Raw genomic sequence first — 20,075 nt, 5'->3', positions numbered from 1 at the left:
GAGGTTCGTTTATGCACAGGGATTTCCATGCCGGGGGCGACCCGCGTAATTACCTGGAATTTACAGAGATACGCAATGAAGTTAATAAACTCAGCAACCCGGCGGCTTCTGAGGTTGATTTTGAACTGATTAAAACCCTGTCATCAGATTTATTCAGCAAAAATGGTATCGACCTGCAAACCGCCTGCTACGCCACGCTGGCAGAGACCCGGCTTGCAGGCCTGACCGGTTTTAGCGATGGTTGTACCCTGATCGCAGAACTGATTGAACGCTATTGGGATACGCTCTGGCCAGAAAGCGAAACTGCCCGCATAGAAATGCTGGACTGGCTGAATAATCGTATTGGCCTGGATATCCGCAACTACAAATTTAAAGCGGCGGATATTCCTCTGTTGTTGCAGTTAGAGCAACCGCTAAAACGTATTGCCGAAGTATTGCAGTCACGACAGTTAAAAAAAGAGTCCAAAGTTATTGAGCTGTACAAGTTTGTGATTAACACGCGTGAAACGTTAGAAAAACGAGCGGTCGACCAACTCAGACAAGATCGAAAACAGGCACTGTTACCTCAGGAGACCACACCAAAACCGGAAACTAAACCGGTAGCTGAAGTAGCCGAAGTGGTAGCCAAACCTGAACAGCCTCAGGTGCCGGTCCATATCCATCAGGCTCCTGTTCACCAAACTCAACCACCAGTATCGGTTAACCTGCCGTTCTCACCACCGCCTCCGAGAGTTAAAGCCTGGCACGGTTTTGTTATTGGTGTTTTGCTTGCCAGTGCAGCATTTATTGGCTTTATATATGGCAATCAGCAATCACCGCGCCTGATGGAAACGCATCTGTTCTCACCGTTACCCCAGCAGGAAATTATTCAATATGCCAATCAGCTACAAACTGAACCATTTTATCGCCTACAGCCTGATTTAACGGCTTATCAGGAACAACTAACCATTCTCACCGGTCAGTCTCCGTTGGCCAGCCGATATTATGGCGACAACCTGAGTGCATTGATGGTGCAGCTGTGGCCGGACTCCAAAAAAGCCACTGCGGTCAAACAGCAATGGGAGCAATTTCTCAATACCCAGCGTAATCAAACTCCGCTAAATGACAATTATGCTCAGGCACAAAAGAGAATTGCTGCACTTATCCGCCAACTCAATCAGGCGGAATCACAACGCAATCCTCTGGCCTACTCTCAGTTGAAGAACTCCCTTACCGTTATTCAGCGTCAGCTTAGTGAGCAGGAACCGGTTGAAGAAGTGCTAAGGCAGCTGGTTGAAGCTGAACAGTTAGCGCCGGAAAAAAACCAGCTGTTAGAACAGCGGTTAAACAGTTTATTAAGCCAGTATCACCAATTACTCAAAGAAAAACGTTAATCAGCCCGATTGCTGTTTTACGCATAAAAGGACAACGCCATGCGGTTAAATAAATATTTTGGTTCAGGAGGCTTCCTGCCACTGCTACTACTGTCTGTAGCCCTTTCCGGTTGTTCATCCAGCCCGGATTTTAAATCCAGAGCCGCCGGTTTAACCATCAAAAATGGGCTGACAGAACAGGAAGTGTTATATATCGACCCTTTTGTGGAAATCACTGAGCACGATATTCAACAGGCGGTTAGAGAAGCCAGCAAGAGCAGCTTCCTGATACCCAGTCGGGCACAAATTGTATTAGTGCAATCCGGTGCTACCGTACCGGATGCGGTTATGCAGCAGGAAATGATGAATTACTTCAGCGTTTCCGTCTATTCCGGGTTGTCACCATCGAAACAGCGTTCTCCTGTTGCCAGAAAAAATGAAGAGCAGGAAGAGGCACCACAGCCTAACTATATTCGCTCTTTACGTCTGGCCTCCGCTAAAGCCCGACAGGACAAGATCATTGTCTACTGGGGAACCCTTGAGCTGGGAATGCCGGATAAAGATAACATTCAGGTAGTCTGGTTACCTTACCAGAGTGGAGAAATCCCAAAAGAGACCAAACTATTACGCTATAGCATTCGTTTTGCCAGCGTTGATGTGAAGAATGGCATGTGGGTGATGTACACCCCCACCTAATACAAAAAGTGAATTTATGAGCGTTCCTTTCCAGTCGGATCAAACCAAACTGAATCAGATCATCAAAATTAAGGAAGAGTCTTATATTGAGGCGGCAAAAAACTTTGCGACTCATTTTGAGAAGATACGGCGCTGATTCCACTGAGTTCAGAAACAACCGGCATTAACTATCAGAAATAAAGAGACTATTTTGTATTCAGTCAAGATAGTCTCTTATTTCATTTATAGACGCCAGAGTCCAATATATTCCCTTCTATCATCAAATAAGCTATGTGTTATAGCCCATCATTTCCAGTAGTTGCTGTGCCTGCTGTATGGCTTCCTGACGGTGGGTAACACCGATTTTCTGATACAGGTTACGGATATGAGTTTTGATGGTTGTGGAAGCCACACCCAGCTCTCCCGCTATTTGCTCATTACTGTAACCCGAATAGATAAGCCCTAAAACCTGCCACTCGCGGTGGGTTAACTGACTGGTACGGATCAGCTCAGGCGTTTGAGCATTATTCAGCAGTTGATGAACAAAGTTTTCATCAAAATGAGCAAACTTATGCCGATAGTGCTGGTTAAGCTCACGCAGAATACGTTGAGCATGATGTTGATTATGTTCAGATAAAGTATTTAGCTGTAATAACTGGCGTAACTGTTGCGCCATGCTTTCGCCTTCAATGACGAAATTGCTAATAATACCGGTACGATAGGCCAGCGTCAGTGCTTCAATCAGCATTTGCTGTGCCTCTGCCTTCTGCCCTTTATGCCAGTACAGCATGTTGCAGAGTATCAAATTACGGCCCAGCTCACTGATCAGCTGTAACTGACGAGCATTCTTGATGATATCCAGCAGAATAACTTCAGCATCATCATAAAGTTCTAACAACAGCTGAGCACGAATAATATTGCGCCACTGCCCATGTTGAAAATGATTATAGGCACCGGTTGGCCTTTGGGTTCGATGCAACCAGTTGGCTGCTGCAATCCGATCATCGGTCATTTGCCAGTAAATCACCCGCGGTTTATCGGCATTGGTTAACCAGTCACTGTGGTACTGGGCATTACTTAACAGGTTTTCACAGCGATAAAGATAATGACGGGCATTGTCCAGATTACCTCGGGCTAAAAAGCATTTCGCCAGCAGCGCCAGACACTGTAACTGCTGTTGGCCATTATCTAAAATCTCCATTCCCTGACGGGTAGCCAGCTCAGCCTCATCAAGACGTGACCACTGCCATAACAGCTGAGCGCGTATACGTAACAAAAACTCATGCATTGGCAGTTGTTGCAGATTGAACTCTTCCACCAGCGCAAAAGCCTTGTCCTGTATCTCGTAAGCTGCCTGTACGAAGCCCTGAGCCAGCAGAATTTCACTTTGCTGTAACAACGCCCATAATGCATAGTGGTAAATCTCAAAATGACGGGCCATCTGCTCAGTTTGCTGCATCATACTGAGCGCTTCGGTCAGATTACCCTTACAGTGCATAACTTCACCAATTACCGAAGTAGCGACAATTCGACCGTAGTAACTGTCTGGCGCCAGGTTTTCAATTGCCGTCATCGCCAGCATTTCTGCTTCATCCAGTGCTTCAGAATTAATGGCGATTTGTGCACGCAAAACGTCAAATTCTGCATACAGCCAGGGTTCAATCTCAATCTGTTTTGCTGCGATCTCTTTTTCCGCTTTAGTGAGTAACAGATTAACTTCCGCATGACGGTGTTGGCCCTGTGCCAACCAGGCCTGTAGCAAAATAAGTTTTGGTTTTTCAATCAGATAATCGTAAGGCAGCGCGTTGATACACTCTTCCAGCAGCTCCAGCTCGCCGTGATTAAACAGCGACCAGGCATGCTGTAATAAAATATCCCGCAGCAGTTCAAGGTTATTGGCACTCAATGCGTGATAAATAGCTTCACCGGAATAGCCCATGCTCAGCCACCCTTGGGCTGCCGCCTTATGGATTTCAGGAAGCTCCTGAGCCAGTTCATTTTGGCTGCGCTGGCGTAAAAAACTGGCAAACAAAGGATGAAAACTAAACCACTCTCCCCGATCGTCCATACGCTGAATAAACAATCCCTGACGTTCGGTCTCTTCCAGCCGCGTCTGACTTCGGTCTTCTCCGGTAATGCAGGTTATCAATTCTGCATTCATCGAACGCAGTACCGAACAACGCAGCAAAAACGAACGGGTTACTGCATCGGTACGATCAAGTACTTCATCCACCAGATAATCATATAAATAGCGAATATTAAGCCCTGACAGGCGTTTAGCCGATTGCTTAACCGAATGTCCGGACTGGTGGGTAGAAAGCGCAATTAATTGCAATGCCGTTGCCCAGCCGGCCACTTCATCACACAACCGGTGGGACTCTTCTGCCGATACCGGCGCATCAAGGCGGTGGTCGAAGAAATCTTTAGCTTCATCATGGGTAAATGCCAGGTGCTGGCTATCAATCTCCAGCAGTTGACCATGAACCCGTAATTTAGCAATTCCCAACGCGGGAAGATTGCGCGACAGGATCACTAAAGTAAGATTTTCTGGCTGATGCTGTAAGAAGAAACGCATTCCATCATGAATAACGTCATTGGTGATCAGATGATAGTCATCAATGACCAGATACAATGGTTGCTGCCACTCAGATAACTCAACAAACAGCTGAGCAAACAGTGCGGTAATACTGGTGTACTGGTGTTTTTGGGTGAGAATTTCACTTTTTTCACAGTGCCCATTGGTCGCCTGCTGCACTGCAGAGACTAAATAGCTGGCAAAGCGTTGTGGCTGATTATCGCTTTCGTCCAACGAGTACCACCCCAGATAAGGCATCTCAGACGCCCATTGAGTGACCATGGTGGTTTTTCCATAGCCTGCCGGGCTCGTTACCAATATCAAACGATAGTCAAATGCATTGGACAACTTATTAACTAAACGATCGCGCATCACTGCGTGAGTTTGTCTTACTGGACGACTGAGCTTTGATGGAATTAGCATATAATCAGACTCGAATCTTAATTAACACATGTAAATACAAATAGTTATAGCACAAATAATTTACTTTGCACGCCCGGTCCGACACATCTAACAGTACCACAATATAACGCTAACCTGTGGTTGCCTGAAAAGGCCTTACGTCACAGTTCCAACTTTCTGTTTTGATGCATGTCTGATATTAGTCGCATACTCTATTTTTATCCGCCCCCTAATCGATAATTTTGACCTTGAGAATAGAAAAATCATCGTATGAATATGGCCCAACTACGCCCCACTCCTCCTCCCTAACTAATCCCCCTCGGGATGATGCTCTCCACCTGCATCAATGACAGCATGAGCGCTACTATATAATTAACAAAATTAGAGGCCCTACCTACTATGCAAACATTTAATACCGCGCAGTTTCATGACAGTCTGGCCCGTCAATGGCGAAGCTTTGGTCTGCAATCAGCGCAACAGATGACTCAACACCAGTGGTGGCAAGCGCTCAGCCGGACATTAAACGAGTTACTACCGCTGCAGGCTACCGCGCCAAATACTCAGCAGCGGCAGGTTAACTATATTTCAATGGAATTTCTGATCGGCCGTTTAACCGGGAATAACCTGCTTAACCTCGGGCTGTATCAACAGATAAAAACTGCGCTGGCCGACTATAACGTTGAGCTCACCGATCTACTGGAGCAAGAAGTGGACCCAGCGTTGGGCAACGGTGGGCTGGGTCGTCTGGCAGCCTGTTTTCTGGATTCAATGGCAACCATTGGTCAGTCGGCCATCAGCTATGGCCTGAATTATCAATATGGCTTGTTCCGCCAGTCATTTAAACAAGGACACCAGCATGAGTCCCCTGATAACTGGATGCGAGAGCATTACCCATGGTTCAGCCGTAATGAGACGTTAAATGTACATGTTAACTTTGGCGGCAAACTGGTTAAAAATGCAAAAGGTGTTGAGCGCTGGGAACCTGCACTAACACTGATAGGTGAAGCCTGGGATCTGCCAGTGGTCGGCTATCAAAACGGGGTGGTTCAAACCTTAAGATTATGGCAATCCACCCACAGCGAACCTTTTGACCTGACGCTATTTAACGATGGTAAATTCCTTCAGTCCGAACGTCTGGGTATTGAAGCGGCGAAGTTGACTAAAGTTCTCTATCCAAATGATAACCATACTGCGGGTAAACGCCTGCGTCTGATGCAGCAATACTTCCAGTGCGCCTGTTCTGTTGCGGATATTCTGCGCCGTCACCATCTGGCTGGGCATAAAATTGAGCAACTGGCGGACTATCAGGTTATTCAGTTAAATGATACTCACCCAACCATTGCCATTCCTGAACTGATGCGCATTCTGTTGGACGAGCATCAAATGAGTTGGGATAAGGCCTGGTCTATCGTAAGCAAAACCTTTGCTTACACCAACCATACATTGATGCCAGAAGCCCTTGAATGCTGGAGCGCTTCGCTGATGCAAAGTCTGCTGCCGCGTCACTTTGCCATCATTAAGCAAATTGATGCTCACTTTAAGCCACTGGTAGAAAAAACCTGGCCTAAAGATAAAGCAGTATGGGAAAAACTGTGCGTGGTTCATAACCGTCAGGTGCGCATGGGTAACCTGTGCGTCATTGGGGGTTCTGCGGTAAACGGTGTTGCTGCCCTGCACTCTGAGTTGGTGGTGAAAGATCTGTTCCCCGAATATAACCAGTTATGGCCCAATAAATTCCATAATGTCACCAATGGCATCACGCCACGCCGCTGGTTAAAACAGTGTAACCCGTCACTGGCATCACTGATTGATGATTCTATTGGCACCGGTTGGGTTACGGATTTAGACCAGTTGAAAAAGCTGGAACCGTTTATTGGTGATGCCGCTTTCCGTCAGCGCTATCAACAAATCAAGGATGACAACAAGCTGCACCTGGCGCGTTATGTGAAGCAGGTTACCGGTTTGGTGATTAACCCTGGTGCCATATTTGACGTACAGATAAAGCGGTTGCATGAATACAAACGTCAGCACCTTAATCTGTTGCATATTCTTTCTCTTTATCGTCAACTGCGTGATAACCCGGCACTGGATATTCCACCGCGGGTATTTCTGTTTGCGGCTAAAGCCGCACCAGGTTATTACTTGGCAAAAAATATTATTTACGCCATTAACTGTGTCGCTGAGAAGATCAATAACGATCCTTTGGTTAATCAGAAGCTGCAGGTGGTATTTATTCCTGACTATAAGGTATCGGTGGCTGAGCTGATTATTCCTGCCGCTGATGTGTCGGAACAGATCTCTACTGCAGGTAAAGAAGCGTCAGGTACCGGTAATATGAAGCTGGCACTGAATGGAGCGCTGACCATTGGTACGCTGGATGGTGCTAACGTAGAAATCGCTCAGGAAGTTGGCAACGAAAATATCTTTATTTTCGGCCATACCGTTGAGCAGGTTAATGCCTTAAAAGCCTCCGGTTATGATCCGCTGAAATGGCGTAAAAAAGATAAGCATTTGGATGCGATTCTGAAAGAGCTTTCCAGTGGTTTCTTCACTCAGGGCAATAAACATGCCTTCGATCTGATGTTAAACAGTCTGGGCAGCGGCGGTGACCCTTATCTGGTTCTGGCTGATTTCGCCGACTACTGCGAAGCACAAAAACGTATGGGCGAACACTTTGTCGATCGGGACCTCTGGACAAGAACTACGATTCTGAATACTGCTCGTGTTGGTATGTTCAGTTCTGACCGTTCTATCCGTGACTATCAGCAGCGTATTTGGCAGCGCAAAGCATAAGCAGGTATGTATGAAAAAAAAAGAGTCACTCCTGGAACAAACGGCAGCGGCCGCAGGCATATCAGATAGCTATCTGAATGCCTATGGCCAACCAGAAATCATCAGTGATGAGGTGAAACAGCAGTTGCTATCGGCAATGCAGTTCACCCTGCCAAATAATAAGGAGGGGGAGCCGCTCCCCCCGGTTATTGTGTTACAGCAAAACAGCACGTTCTCTTTGCCACTGAGTTTTGAAGCTCAGTGGCAGCTTGCACTAGAACAGGGAGAATTACGGCAGGGCAAAGTGGCTAAGGGTAAACCGTTAAAGTTACCGGCCGATCTGCCCTGTGGTTACCATCAGCTAACGCTGATTCAGGGCCAGCAACAATGGAACTGTCAGGTGATTGTAGCACCAGTGCGCTGTTATGAGCCTGCCCCCCTTCACCATCACCAAAAGCTGTGGGGGACCTGCGTTCAGATGTATACCCTACGCTCCGATCGCAACTGGGGGATTGGTGATTTTGGTGATGTCCAGCAGTTGCTAAAAAGTATCGCGAAACAAGGCGGAGCTTTTGTCGGGCTGAATCCTATTCATGCCCTCTATCCTGCCAATCCTGAATTTTGCAGCCCTTATAGTCCTTCTTCTCGCCGTTGGTTGAATATTATCTATATTGATATCAATCAGGTGGAGGATTTTCAGCACAGTACTAAAGCGCAAAAATGGTGGCAACAGGCCGCTACTCAGAAAAAATTAGCCGAGCTGCGTAAAGTTGAATGGGTTGACTACACCGGTGTGATGTCATTAAAACTGGCGGCACTGAAGTTAGCTTATCAGCAATTTATTACCCGTCCGGAAAGAGATAAGTCTCAGCTGGAATTCAATGAGTTTGTGGCTCAGGGTGGTGATGATCTACGCTATCAGGCAATTTTTGATGCGTTGTCGGTTTATTTGGTACAGGCTGGTCATTCATGGCAATGGTATCAATGGCCAATCGGCTATCAGGATAGTCAGAATAAAGAAGTCAGTCAGTTCGCTCAGGATCATGCTTCTGAAGTGTCATTCTATCTGTGGTTACAGTGGCTGGCGCACCAGCAGTTAAGTGAGTGCTATCGCCTTTCCCGTAAGTTGAAGATGTCGATTGGCTTATATCGCGATCTGGCGGTGGGTGTGGCTCAGGAGAGTGCCGATGCCTGGAAAGATCGCTCGCTGTATTGTTTTAGCGCTTCCGTCGGTGCGCCACCGGATATTCTTGGTCCGCTGGGGCAAAACTGGGCGCTACCACCAATGAGACCTCATGTAATGGTGGAGCGTGCCTATCAGCCGTTCATTGATTTATTACGTGGCAATATGACTCAGTGCGGTGCATTACGTATCGATCATGTGATGTCATTATTGCGTTTGTGGTGGATCCCTCAGGGAGAAAGCGCTAAAAACGGTGCTTATGTACATTATCCGGTAGATGATTTACTGGCGATTCTGGCGCTGGAAAGTCAGCGGCATCAATGTATGGTGATTGGTGAAGATTTAGGGATTGTGCCTAAGGATATCGTCAGTAAATTAAGCACCTGTGGCGTGTACTCTTATAAAATTCTGTTTTTTGAGCAGGATGAACAAAATCAGTTAACCCCACCGGAAAACTATCTGCCACAGGCGATGGCAACAGCAACCACCCATGATATGCCAACGCTGAAAGGTTACTGGCAATGTGGTGATTTAACGTTGGGTAAGCAGTTAGGCCTCTACCCTAACCCGCTAGCTCTGGCGAAGATCTATCAGGAACGTGAGCTTACCAAACAGGGTATTCTGAACAGTTTACATCGTTATAACTGTGTGCCAAAAAGTATGCGTAAGACGGTAAAAGATATGCCTATGTCTCCGGAGCTTAATCGCGGTTTGTTGCGGTATTTAGCGCTGACGGAGAGTGCTCTGGTGGGTATTCAGTTAGAGGATTTGCTGGATATGTCAGAACCGGTGAACGTACCGGGTACCTATAAGGAATATCCAAACTGGCGTCGTAAGCTGACGGACTCGCTGGAGAATATGTTCGCTGATTCATCGATACGTCGTTTGTTGAATGATTTGAATAGCAAGAGGTTGCTGGCGGCGAGCCGGAAGTCGAAATTGAAATAGCCGTAGGGCTAATAGTGAACATAAAGGGCCATCATTTGATGGCCCTTTATGTTTAATTGGTTTTGAGGATATTCCGACCGTAAAAACAATGTTGCGGATATCACCGTTGTGCTCGGCCGGAAGACCGTTTGTACTTAAGCCGGGTGTATGTCGGCCTTACCGACAATTGGCTTTTGGATGATTTGGCGCTGGGGATATTCCGGCCGTAAAAACAATGTTGCGGATATCACCGTTGTGCCCGGCCGGAACACCGTCTGTACTTTAGTTTGGAGTGCGTCGGGCCTAGTCCGCCTACGGGCACTTCGTTGGCTTACGCCAAGTCGCCCCCCACGGCGGCCTCTCCCTCCGATTGACAATGCTAACTGCCAACCAAATATTTCATTCAGGCATTTAATTTTTATATTTTGCCCTTTGCCCTTTGCCCTTTGCCCTTTGCCCTTTGCCCTTTGCCCTTTGCCCTTTGCCCTTTGCCCTTTGCCCTTTGCCCTTTGCCCTTTGCCCTTTGCCCTTTGCCCTTTGCCCTTCAGGTTAAAGCATCCGAATGTTGCCTCAGACAATAAAAAAGTAGCACGACCAACATGGATGTTGGTCGAGGCGCAGCGACGTCTGGAGCGGCTCTGCGCCGGTGCGTTGACTTTTTTATTGGCTGAGGTTGCCGCCGCAACGCGGCGGTCAACAGTCGGCTGCGCAGGCGCGGGGAGTGCAGAGGGGCGTTCGCCTCAACGCCCCTTTGCTCGACGCAAGCACCGCTGGCAAAATAAACGCTGAGCTAAAGGCGGCGAAACTGACTCAAAGTTTAATCATGCCCGACCACCACATAGTAGCCGAGCAAACGACACATTATTTACAGGCGAAACCTTCTCTAAACCTAATTCAAATTACTTCTTACTCTTCATACTCCCAACAAACGTCTCTCTCGCCGTCGTCGATCCCAATCTCTCCGCTTCATCCAGCAGCTTCAGCGCTTTATCAATATCACCCTGCTTCACCGCTGTGCGAATACTCTGGTTAAAGTACTCTTCGGTATCCGTCAGTACTTTTTCCGGCGCGGCATGAGGCTTCGCTACCGGTGCTGCCGCTGGCGCAGGAATAACGGCTGTTGCTGCGGTATCCGACGAAGAAGTTGGCATCAACTGGCCAATCATTACGTTGCCGTTTTGCTGATCGGATTTCACAACAACTTTCAGTGTGCCCTGCTCACTGTGCTGAGCAATTGGGTCCGGAATATCCGGTACCGCATTCCCCACGCCTTTAGCATAAGCTTTGGCCGGAGCTGTTAATTTGGTGGTCTGTTGCAGGTCTTTATTGGTGGTGTACACCAGCATATAGATCTGCTGTTGGCCTAAAGCCGGAGTCAGGCGTAATGTGCCTTGCAGGCGGTCAGTATCCATAACCTCCGGACCCGCATAAGCAAATCGCTCGCTGGGATAATACGCAGCCGGACGCATTTGCTCGTCCAACACTAAAACGTTAGGTGCATAAACGCTTTTGTTGTCTACCAGGCTGGATAAGGTTATTTCCAAAGTACCGCGATTAGCGGGCAATGCAATGGTGGCTACTGCTCCGCGAATGTCACCCTGAGATAGTTGAGGTGAGCTTGCATCCAGTTTAATCGTTTGGGATGTAGGTGGAACCAGCGGCTGCCATGGCAACTGCTGCAGCTTACTGCCAGAAAGTGTAGGAGCGGTTGTCACGCTCTCCGGGGCCTGAACGCTATCACTGAACAGCGATACCGCCTGAGCCTGACCGACCATGCCGCTGCCAAGTGCCAGAGCTAAACATAAGGCCAGATATTTGTTATTCATTATTTTTCCCTCTGAAAGTAGCAAAATACTCATACAACAGAAAAATGACAGGCGCTAAATAATAAATCATTCACGCCTGTCATTGGGACATCAGATGTTATTACCACCAGGCTTCGAATTGAACGCCGAAGGAGAACTCATCGTCATTTCCACGGCTGTAGGTTTTAGTCGAGGTATCATTAGTTGCAACACCGTCGTTATATCCCCACTTCTCATCCCAATTTGCATAGGTACCAAATACGCGGATGGCCGGACGAGACCAAATGCTGTTACCTGCTTGCCATTGTTGTGCCAGAGTAATTTTATACTGGCTGTTACGATCGCCAGTGTTCTGAGCCTTCACATTATCATAGCCTGCTTCCAACAATGTGCTCATAATTGGTGTCCATTTATACATTGGACGTACACCAACGGTATACCAGGTTGAGCCATTGTTGTTATCAAGATCGGTGTCCTGATACATAGCTACGTACATCAGATCCCAATCCTGTGCCAGAGAAATGGCACCGTGATCCAATACGCGGACCATACTACCATTGTTATTTACGCTGGCACCCTGTGAGTGACCAGAGTTCCAGGAAGTCATTGAATCTGTTGCATATTGAACTACAAACTTGTTAAAGCCACCTAACATACTTTGTGTATGTTCAGCGGTAAACATCGCGCCATCCTTCGAAGCGTCATCAGCTAAAGAATAACCATCACGAGCATTGGCACGACCATAATCAACACCCAGCTCCAGTACGCCATCCGGGTTGGTATTCAGGTTGGCTAAACGAATGTCAAACACGTCGTTAGAGGTAGGGATCTCATCCGCCTGTCCGTCAATCCAGCCGTGAGAACCACCTGATTCGGTATCACGCGTAACTGCCATCGACAATTTACCAAAGCCCAGATCGATATTTTCCAGACCTGCTCCCGGACCAGAAATATCCCAGTAGTAAAAGTCGATCATATGAACATCGTGACGCTGGTAGAAACGCTTACCGGCCCACATGGTTGAACCTGGCAACCAGTCGATCAGGTTTTCACCTTTCACGTTAATTTCACGGAATGCCGGATCGGTTGATTCCCAGTCGTTTGCCTGATCGATTGAGTAGGCAACGTTGGTGTCCAGATAAAACTTCTTATCGCCTTCTTGCCATAACTGCTGCCCTAATTTCAGTTCTGCGTAGGTTTCACATTCGTTACCTAAACGGTACTTACTTTGTGCGCCCGTAGACTGGAAACATTGTTGGTCACCACCATCTCCTGACCAGCCAATACCAGAACGAGCATAACCATGAAAATCAACAGCCAGTGCCTGAGTTGCAAAAACTCCTGCTGCAACGGCTAAAGAAAGTTGTAACTTGCGGGACACGACCATCGTAGTTCTCCTATGATGCCACCAGGTGGCTATATGTTTATTTAAACGCCCAGCTCTCTGTGTAACCGTTGACAGGCCCTGCCATCGCTGTGAAATAGATGACAGCGTTGTGGCGGTAAACCAATGGCAAAGGTGGAGCCTTCTTTTACCAGAACAACGTCGTTCTGACGGTAAATCAGGTTTTGTCCGATCGACGGAATTTGGATATGGATCTGTGTTTCATTGCCTAACTGCTCTACTACCTGTACTTCTCCCTCCAGCGTGACATCTGCAATCTCACTGGTTGTTAAATGTTCAGGCCGGATCCCCAGAGACATATTGGTCCCCACCTGAACTCCATGACTGTCTACCGGCAGCCAAACCAACTGCCCGTTTGGTAATGCAATTTGTACTTGTTCAATGGCTGTTGCGGTGACTTTTACCGGCAAGAAATTCATTTTTGGTGAACCAATAAACCCAGCCACAAAGCGATTTGCCGGGTAGTGGTACAGCTCCAGCGGTTTACCCACCTGAGCAATACGTCCGGCATCCAGCACCACTATTTTGTCCGCCAGCGTCATCGCCTCTACCTGATCGTGCGTAACGTAAATCATGGTGCGCTTCAGGCGGTTGTGCAGACGGGAAATTTCGATACGCATCTGAACGCGCAAAGCGGCATCCAGGTTAGAAAGCGGTTCATCCAGTAGAAAGACTTCCGGCTCGGCCACCAGAGTACGGCCAATCGCCACACGCTGACGTTGACCTCCCGATAGTTCTTTTGGTCGACGTTCCAGCATATGACCCAGTTGCAGCATTTCTGCAACCTGAGCGACCCGGTGCTTAATTTCGCTTTTAGGTGCTTTAGCCAGTTTCAGGCCAAAAGACATGTTGTCTGCCACAGAAAGATGGGGATACAGCGCATAAGACTGGAAAACCATCCCGATTCCACGCTGTGCCGGTGGCACCTCATTCATTCTTTTACCGTTGATGGTCAGTTCGCCGGAGGTGATATCTTCCAGTCCGGCAATCATGCGCAGCAGAGTAGATTTGCCACAGCCTGACGGGCCTACAAATACGACGAACTCACCATCATCGATTTCAAGATTAATGTCCCTGGAAATGACAACATCACCGAACGCCTTACTTACATTGCTTAGCGTGACATTGGCCATAATTAGCTCCTCTCTGTTTGTCGGTTTCTGTGGTCATACTCGACCAACCGATAAATTGGTATGGCTGCGATATTGCATAAAAAATCGCAAGCACAAATCATCCACCGAAAGGTTTTTTATGGGGGGAGGAGGGGGGAGGAGGTGGGAGGATGAGAGAAACACAGGGGAGATGATTTCCCCCTCGATGAACGAAAGATTGTAAATTTACTCACAAATTAATCATGAATTTTATGTGATAAGGCGCACAAAACGCGTTGTAATTGCAACGCACATCACACAAAGGTGTTGGAGGGCATAGAAAAGAGGAGGATGTGTTTTATTCACTCAAGGCTGCAACATAGTCACTGTGTAAATGTCTTTGCCCTGGCAACCGAATACCGATTGCTATCCGGACTACCTGACTAAATTGAAAGAAGGATAACTATGATGTTCCGTATACTAAAAGCTGCACGTCGTCATACCCAACGTCCACTGGCGGTTTCTAAGGTGGCAACCCTATCTGCTCTGGTGGCACTTTGCCTCTCCAGCTCGGCAATGGCCAAAATTGAACAAGGCAAACTGGTTATCTGGATCAATGGTGATAAAGGATACAACGGTCTGGCTGAAGTCGGGAAGAAATTTGAAAAAGATACCGGTATCAGCGTTACTGTTGAACACCCGGATAAGATGGAAGAGAAATATCCTCAAGTTGCCGCAACAGGCGATGGCCCTGACATCATTTTCTGGGCTCACGACCGTTTTGGCGGTTATGCTGAATCAGGCCTGTTGGCAGAAGTAACCCCATCTAAAGCCCTGCAGGACAAAGTTGCACCATTCACCTGGGATGCGCTGCGTTATAAAGGCAAACTGATTGGTTACCCAATCGCAGTAGAATCCTTATCGCTGATCTACAACAAAGACTTACTGCCAGAGCCACCAAAAACCTGGGAAGAAGTTACCGCACTGGATACCAAACTGCGCGCTAAAGGTAAAAGCGCCATTATGTGGAACCTGCAAGAACCCTACTTCACCTGGCCACTTATTGCTGCTGACGGCGGCTATGCCTTCAAGCTGGAGAACGGCCACTATAACGTGAAAAACGTTGGGGTAAATAATCCCGGTGCACAAGCTGGATTACAGTTCCTGGTAGATCTGGTCAAAAACAAACATATCAGCCCGGATACCGATTACTCCGTGGCTGAAGCCGCCTTCATTAAGGGCGATACCGCGATGACCATCAATGGCCCATGGTCATGGGGCAACCTGGACAAAGCTAAAGTGAATTATGGTGTAACTATGTTACCAAGCTTTAAGGGTCAGCCATCTAAACCATTTGTTGGTGTACTGTCTGCCGGGATTAATACCGCCAGTCCAAACAAAGATCTGGCAAAAGAATTCCTGGAAAACTACCTGCTGACTGATGAAGGATTAACGCTGGTTAATAACGATAAAATGCTGGGTGCCGTGGCGCTGAAATCTTATCAGGAAAAACTGGAAAAAGATCCACGCATCGCCGCCACCATGAACAATGCGCAAAAAGGTGAAATCATGCCAAACATTCCACAAATGAGTGGATTCTGGTATGCCGAACGTAGCGCTATTCTGAATGCTATTCATGGCCGTCAGACTGTTCCTGCCGCATTAAAAGATGTTGAAACCCGTATTACCAAGTAAATCAGTAAAACAGCGGCGCAGATGACTGCGTCGCTGCTAATCACCGGATTTTTATAGTATCCCGGGCCACCTAAAGGAGTTCGTCATGTCTGTTATTCAAACCGAATTACCACAAGGAAACAAAGGGTTTAGCCTGGGTAACGGCCTGAAATGGCTGGTCATTACACTCTTCGCGTTGTTTGCATGCTATCTGGTGGTGCTGATGTATGCTCAGGGCGAATATCTGTTTGCCATTCTGACACTGATACTGGTGGGTTTGGGCCTGTATGTGTTTGCTAACCCACGCACTTATGCCTGGCGCTATGTGTATCCGGGTCTGGCGGGAATGGGACTGTTTGTCCTGTTTCCTTTAGCCTGTACCATCGCTATTGCCTTTACTAACTACAGCAGCGTCAACCAACTAACCTTTGAACGTGCTCAATCTGTATTACTGCAAAATCAGTTTACTTCCGGACATGCCTATAACTTTTCACTCTATCCGGAAGGTCAAAAATGGCGTCTGTTCCTGAATGATACACAAAATGAGATGTTGCTCTCTGAGCCTTTCGATCTCAATGAACCACCTCTGACCCTGAAAGTAGAAAAAGCCACCGCGGCACCAACAGAAGAAGCCGCACCTTTACGTGTTGTTATTCAGAACAACAAGCAGCTCGGAACGTTATCAGTTCAACTGCCAGAAGAAAGAGTATTGCGCATGAGTTCACTGCGCCAGTTTTCTGAAATTCAATCGCTGTATGTGCTGGCAGAGGACCAAAAAACTCTACTCAACCAGCAAACCGGCGTTCGCTACCTACCTAATGAAGACACCGGCTTTTATCAGGCCATAGATGCTCAGGGACAGTGGCAAACCGAAGTACTGAGCCCTGGTTTTACCGTTACTGTCGGCTGGAAAAACTTCCTGACCGTCATGTTTGATGAAGGCATTCAAAAACCCTTTATCTCTATTTTTATCTGGACTATCGCTTTCTCACTGCTGACCGTCGTGTTTACCGTAGCCGTAGGCATGGTATTAGCTTGTGTTGTCCAGTGGGAGTCGTTGAAAGGCCGTGCCATTTATCGGGTACTATTAATTCTGCCTTATGCCGTTCCCTCTTTTATCTCGATTCTGATCTTTAAAGGGTTGTTCAACCAAAGCTTTGGTGAGATCAATATGATGCTGGAGGCACTATTTGGCATCAAACCGGCCTGGTTTAATGATCCAACCATGGCCCGCAGCATGATTGTGATCGTCAATATCTGGCTGGGCTATCCCTATATGATGATTTTGTGTATGGGGCTGCTGAAAACTATTCCTGATGATTTATATGAAGCTTCAGCAATGGATGGGGCAAACCTGTTCCAGAACTTTTTCCGTATCACTTTTCCATTATTAATTAAGCCGTTAACGCCGCTGATGATTGCCAGCTTCGCGTTTAACTTTAATAACTTCGTATTAATCCAGTTGCTTACCAACGGTGGTCCTGACCGGATAGGCACCACCACGCCAGCGGGTTATACCGACTTACTGGTTAGCTTCACTTACCGTATGGCATTTGAAGGCAGCGGTGGGCAAAACTTTGGCCTGGCGGCTGCTATAGCCACCCTGATTTTTTTACTGGTGGGTGCGCTGGCGGTTATCAACCTCAAAGCATCACGTATGAACTTTGATTAAGGAGAGAGAATAATATGGCAATGGTTCAACCTAAATCTCAGCGATTACGTATCGGTCTTACCCATCTTCTGCTGCTGTGTTTTATTGCGCTGATTATGTTTCCACTACTGATGGTGATCGCGATTTCTTTGCGTTCAGGTAACTTTGCTACCGGCAGCTTGATCCCTGAACAAATCTCTTGGGAGCACTGGAAACTGGCGCTGGGGTTCAGCATCACCGACGCTAACGGTAAAGTGACGCCACCGCCCTTCCCGGTTCTATTGTGGTTATGGAACTCGGTCAAAATAGCGGTGATTACATCAATCGGCATTGTGGCCCTGTCGACTACCTGTGCCTATGCTTTTGCCCGTATGCGCTTTCGCGGTAAAAGCACGCTGCTAAAAAGCATGCTGATCTTTCAGATGTTCCCGGCAGTCCTCTCTTTAGTGGCGTTATATGCGTTGTTTGACCGTCTGGGACAATATGTTCCTATGTTGGGACTCAACACCCATGGCGGAGTCATCTTTGCCTATCTGGGTGGAATCGCCCTACATGTATGGACCATTAAAGGCTATTTCGAAACCATTGATGGTAGCCTGGAAGAAGCGGCTGCATTAGATGGGGCTACCCCATGGCAGGCTTTCCGTTTAGTTCTGCTGCCATTGTCGGCGCCAATTCTGGCCGTGGTGTTTATTTTATCGTTTATTGCTGCCATTACCGAAGTACCAGTAGCGTCATTGCTGTTACGCGATGTGAACAGTTATACGCTGGCAGTAGGAATGCAGCAGTACCTCAATCCACAAAACTATCTGTGGGGCGATTTTGCTGCTGCCGCCGTGTTGTCCGCTATCCCTATTACCGTTGTCTTCCTGTTGGCCCAGCGTTGGTTAGTCAGTGGTCTGACGGCAGGTGGCGTAAAAGGATAGTGTTTTTAAGCTACATCCCTCATTGTTGTCTTTGTCTCACTTCAGCGGTCTTACAGACCGCTTTTTTATTGGTAAATCTCGATAAGATACTTCGATGTTATTACCAGACTGATATAACGCTCTGTAATCCCGTTTAAGCGATAATTTCAGCATTAGTTCATCAGGATAAGTCATACAGAGAAAAAGCCCGTCAGGGGTTTCTGGTGCGGTATTTTCCCCACAGATGCTATGACCATCCCAACACATCAGTATGATTATCTTGTCATACAGGGATAGAAATAACATTGTGAATCAGCAGATAAAATGTGGAAAAACCAATAGAAGATGGGGAGATATCAAATTTCAGACATAAAAAAAGATACCTTTCGGTATCTGTAAACTTCAAGATGGTGCACCCGAGAGGATTCGAACCTCTGACCGCTCGGTTCGTAGCCGAGTACTCTATCCAGCTGAGCTACGGGTGCTCTTTGATTCTTTGAAACAAACACTACGACGGCATCTGTTTTTGTTACAAACGCTGTTATTAAAACAACAATGTAAAGTATGGTGCACCCGAGAGGATCCGAACCTCTGACCGCTCGGTTCGTAGCCGAGTACTCTATCCAGCTGAGCTACGAGTGCTCTTTGATTCTTTGAAACAGATATTACGATGCTATCTGTTTTTGATACGAATGCTGTTACTAAAACAACACTGTAAAATATGGTGCACCCGAGAGGATTCGAACCTCTGACCGCTCGGTTCGTAGCCGAGTACTCTATCCAGCTGAGCTACGGGTGCAGATTCTAACAATGTAGTAAATGGCGGTGAGGGAGGGATTCGAACCCTCGATGCAGCTTTTGACCGCATACTCCCTTAGCAGGGGAGCGCCTTCAGCCTCTCGGCCACCTCACCGTGTTTTACTATCTACAGTTTGCTAAACGTTTAAAATGTTTATCAAGACTGCGTGGCGCACATATTACTTTCCCGGACTTATAAGTCAAATACTTTTTCGTTCATTAGGTTCGTTTGTGCACTAAGCAAACAACACGAACATTTTGCCAGCAAAAAATCCGGCTTTTGTGGCTAAAACCAAGGGGTAAAACAAGAATATAAAAAAATGTAATAACAAAAAAACGGAGGAATTTAGCAAAAAGCAACGCGCCTTACTTTCGATAACCGCAAGTAAGGCGCGTTGATTGGTTAAAAAGTCGATTGTTGTGACTTTTCAGCCTGAATTCGCTGGTAGATCTCTTCACGATGAACAGATACTTCTTTCGGTGCGTTAACACCAATACGAACTTGATTACCTTTTACGCCCAGAACAGTAACGGTTACTTCATCACCAATCATCAGCGTCTCACCAACTCTACGAGTTAGAATAAGCATTCTTTGCTCCTTGACAGATTAAACAGACCATTGCATCTCTTTGTGCATCCTGCCCATTATCCATGATATGCCCTAAGAACGTAAGCTATAAATCCGATAGATTAACTAGCATCACTGACTCATTCAGCCAATAATCAAGATAAGAACACGTATATGCCTAAGTTTAGCTAACTTTTGTAATTTTGTACTAATTTGTTCCAACTAAAAATATCAGACAATCCCGCAGGTTCCAATATGACAAAAGTGAATAATCATACAAACCTGCGGAATT

12 protein-coding genes and 4 tRNA genes are annotated in these 20,075 nt (G+C 47.0%); 7 read left to right on the top strand and 9 right to left on the bottom strand.

What is annotated here, in order from left to right; translation table 11 throughout:
• Positions 1–11: 11 nt before the first annotated feature.
• Positions 12–1,373, top strand: a complete 1,362-nt coding sequence (locus tag GOL65_RS17010; RefSeq protein WP_140918274.1) for a VasL domain-containing protein — start codon at positions 12–14, stop codon at positions 1,371–1,373.
• 39 nt (positions 1,374–1,412) lie between these two features.
• Positions 1,413–2,048, top strand: a complete 636-nt coding sequence (locus tag GOL65_RS17005; protein WP_179038466.1) for a hypothetical protein — start codon at positions 1,413–1,415, stop codon at positions 2,046–2,048.
• 268 nt (positions 2,049–2,316) lie between these two features.
• On the opposite strand, the gene malT is transcribed toward GOL65_RS17005, so the two are convergent.
• Positions 2,317–5,025 (bottom strand): HTH-type transcriptional regulator MalT, encoded by a 2,709-nt coding sequence (malT, locus tag GOL65_RS17000; protein WP_140918276.1) that lies wholly within the window; start codon positions 5,023–5,025, stop codon positions 2,317–2,319.
• Between the two features lie 378 nt (positions 5,026–5,403).
• On the opposite strand from malT, the gene malP reads away from it, so the two are divergent.
• Complete coding sequence (malP, locus tag GOL65_RS16995; protein WP_140918277.1) at positions 5,404–7,797, top strand: maltodextrin phosphorylase; 2,394 nt, start codon at positions 5,404–5,406, stop codon at positions 7,795–7,797.
• Between the two features lie 10 nt (positions 7,798–7,807).
• Positions 7,808–9,907 carry a 4-alpha-glucanotransferase gene (gene malQ / locus GOL65_RS16990; RefSeq protein ID WP_140918278.1) on the top strand — a complete coding sequence of 700 codons (2,100 nt, stop codon included), beginning with the start codon at positions 7,808–7,810 and terminating at the stop codon, positions 9,905–9,907.
• An 878-nt stretch (positions 9,908–10,785) separates the two neighbouring features.
• Here malQ and malM read toward each other — a convergent pair.
• The 3 genes from malM to malK form a co-directional block, all read right to left on the bottom strand.
• Positions 10,786–11,712 carry a maltose operon protein MalM gene (gene malM / locus GOL65_RS16985; RefSeq protein WP_140918280.1) on the bottom strand — a complete coding sequence of 309 codons (927 nt, stop codon included), beginning with the start codon at positions 11,710–11,712 and terminating at the stop codon, positions 10,786–10,788.
• 100 nt (positions 11,713–11,812) lie between these two features.
• Positions 11,813–13,078, bottom strand: coding sequence for a maltoporin (locus GOL65_RS16980; RefSeq protein ID WP_140918281.1), 1,266 nt, complete (start codon positions 13,076–13,078; stop codon positions 11,813–11,815).
• Between the two features lie 41 nt (positions 13,079–13,119).
• Positions 13,120–14,229: a maltose/maltodextrin ABC transporter ATP-binding protein MalK gene (gene malK, locus GOL65_RS16975; RefSeq protein WP_130592003.1), complete on the bottom strand. Its 1,110-nt coding sequence runs from the start codon at positions 14,227–14,229 to the stop codon at positions 13,120–13,122.
• A gap of 423 nt (positions 14,230–14,652) precedes the next feature.
• Here malK and malE point away from each other — a divergent pair, with 423 nt between their 5' ends.
• From malE to malG, 3 genes are all read left to right on the top strand, one after another.
• Positions 14,653–15,882 carry a maltose/maltodextrin ABC transporter substrate-binding protein MalE gene (gene malE, locus GOL65_RS16970; RefSeq protein ID WP_228397327.1) on the top strand — a complete coding sequence of 410 codons (1,230 nt, stop codon included), beginning with the start codon at positions 14,653–14,655 and terminating at the stop codon, positions 15,880–15,882.
• Positions 15,883–15,967: 85 nt separating this feature from the next.
• Complete coding sequence (gene malF / locus GOL65_RS16965) at positions 15,968–17,533, top strand: maltose ABC transporter permease MalF (protein WP_140918283.1); 1,566 nt, start codon at positions 15,968–15,970, stop codon at positions 17,531–17,533.
• 14 nt (positions 17,534–17,547) lie between these two features.
• Positions 17,548–18,438, top strand: a complete 891-nt coding sequence (gene malG, locus GOL65_RS16960; protein ID WP_140918284.1) for a maltose ABC transporter permease MalG — start codon at positions 17,548–17,550, stop codon at positions 18,436–18,438.
• A 387-nt stretch (positions 18,439–18,825) separates the two neighbouring features.
• On the opposite strand, the gene GOL65_RS16955 is transcribed toward malG, so the two are convergent.
• The 5 genes from GOL65_RS16955 to csrA all read right to left on the bottom strand — a co-directional run bounded on the left by GOL65_RS16955 (position 18,826) and on the right by csrA (position 19,804).
• Positions 18,826–18,902: transfer RNA gene (locus tag GOL65_RS16955), tRNA-Arg, on the bottom strand.
• Between the two features lie 80 nt (positions 18,903–18,982).
• Positions 18,983–19,059 (bottom strand) — tRNA-Arg (locus GOL65_RS16950).
• An 80-nt stretch (positions 19,060–19,139) separates the two neighbouring features.
• Positions 19,140–19,216 (bottom strand) — tRNA-Arg (locus tag GOL65_RS16945).
• Between the two features lie 21 nt (positions 19,217–19,237).
• Positions 19,238–19,330, bottom strand: a tRNA-Ser gene (locus tag GOL65_RS16940).
• A gap of 288 nt (positions 19,331–19,618) precedes the next feature.
• Positions 19,619–19,804 (bottom strand): carbon storage regulator CsrA, encoded by a 186-nt coding sequence (gene csrA / locus GOL65_RS16935; RefSeq protein WP_027275176.1) that lies wholly within the window; start codon positions 19,802–19,804, stop codon positions 19,619–19,621.
• Between the last annotated feature and the right edge of the window lie 271 nt (positions 19,805–20,075).

Source organism: Limnobaculum xujianqingii (assembly GCF_013394855.1).
In the GTDB taxonomy this organism is placed as follows: Bacteria; Pseudomonadota; Gammaproteobacteria; order Enterobacterales; family Enterobacteriaceae; genus Limnobaculum; species Limnobaculum xujianqingii.
The sequence above is the reverse complement of the archived record's forward strand: the minus strand, read 5'-3'. Positions and strand labels throughout refer to the sequence as shown.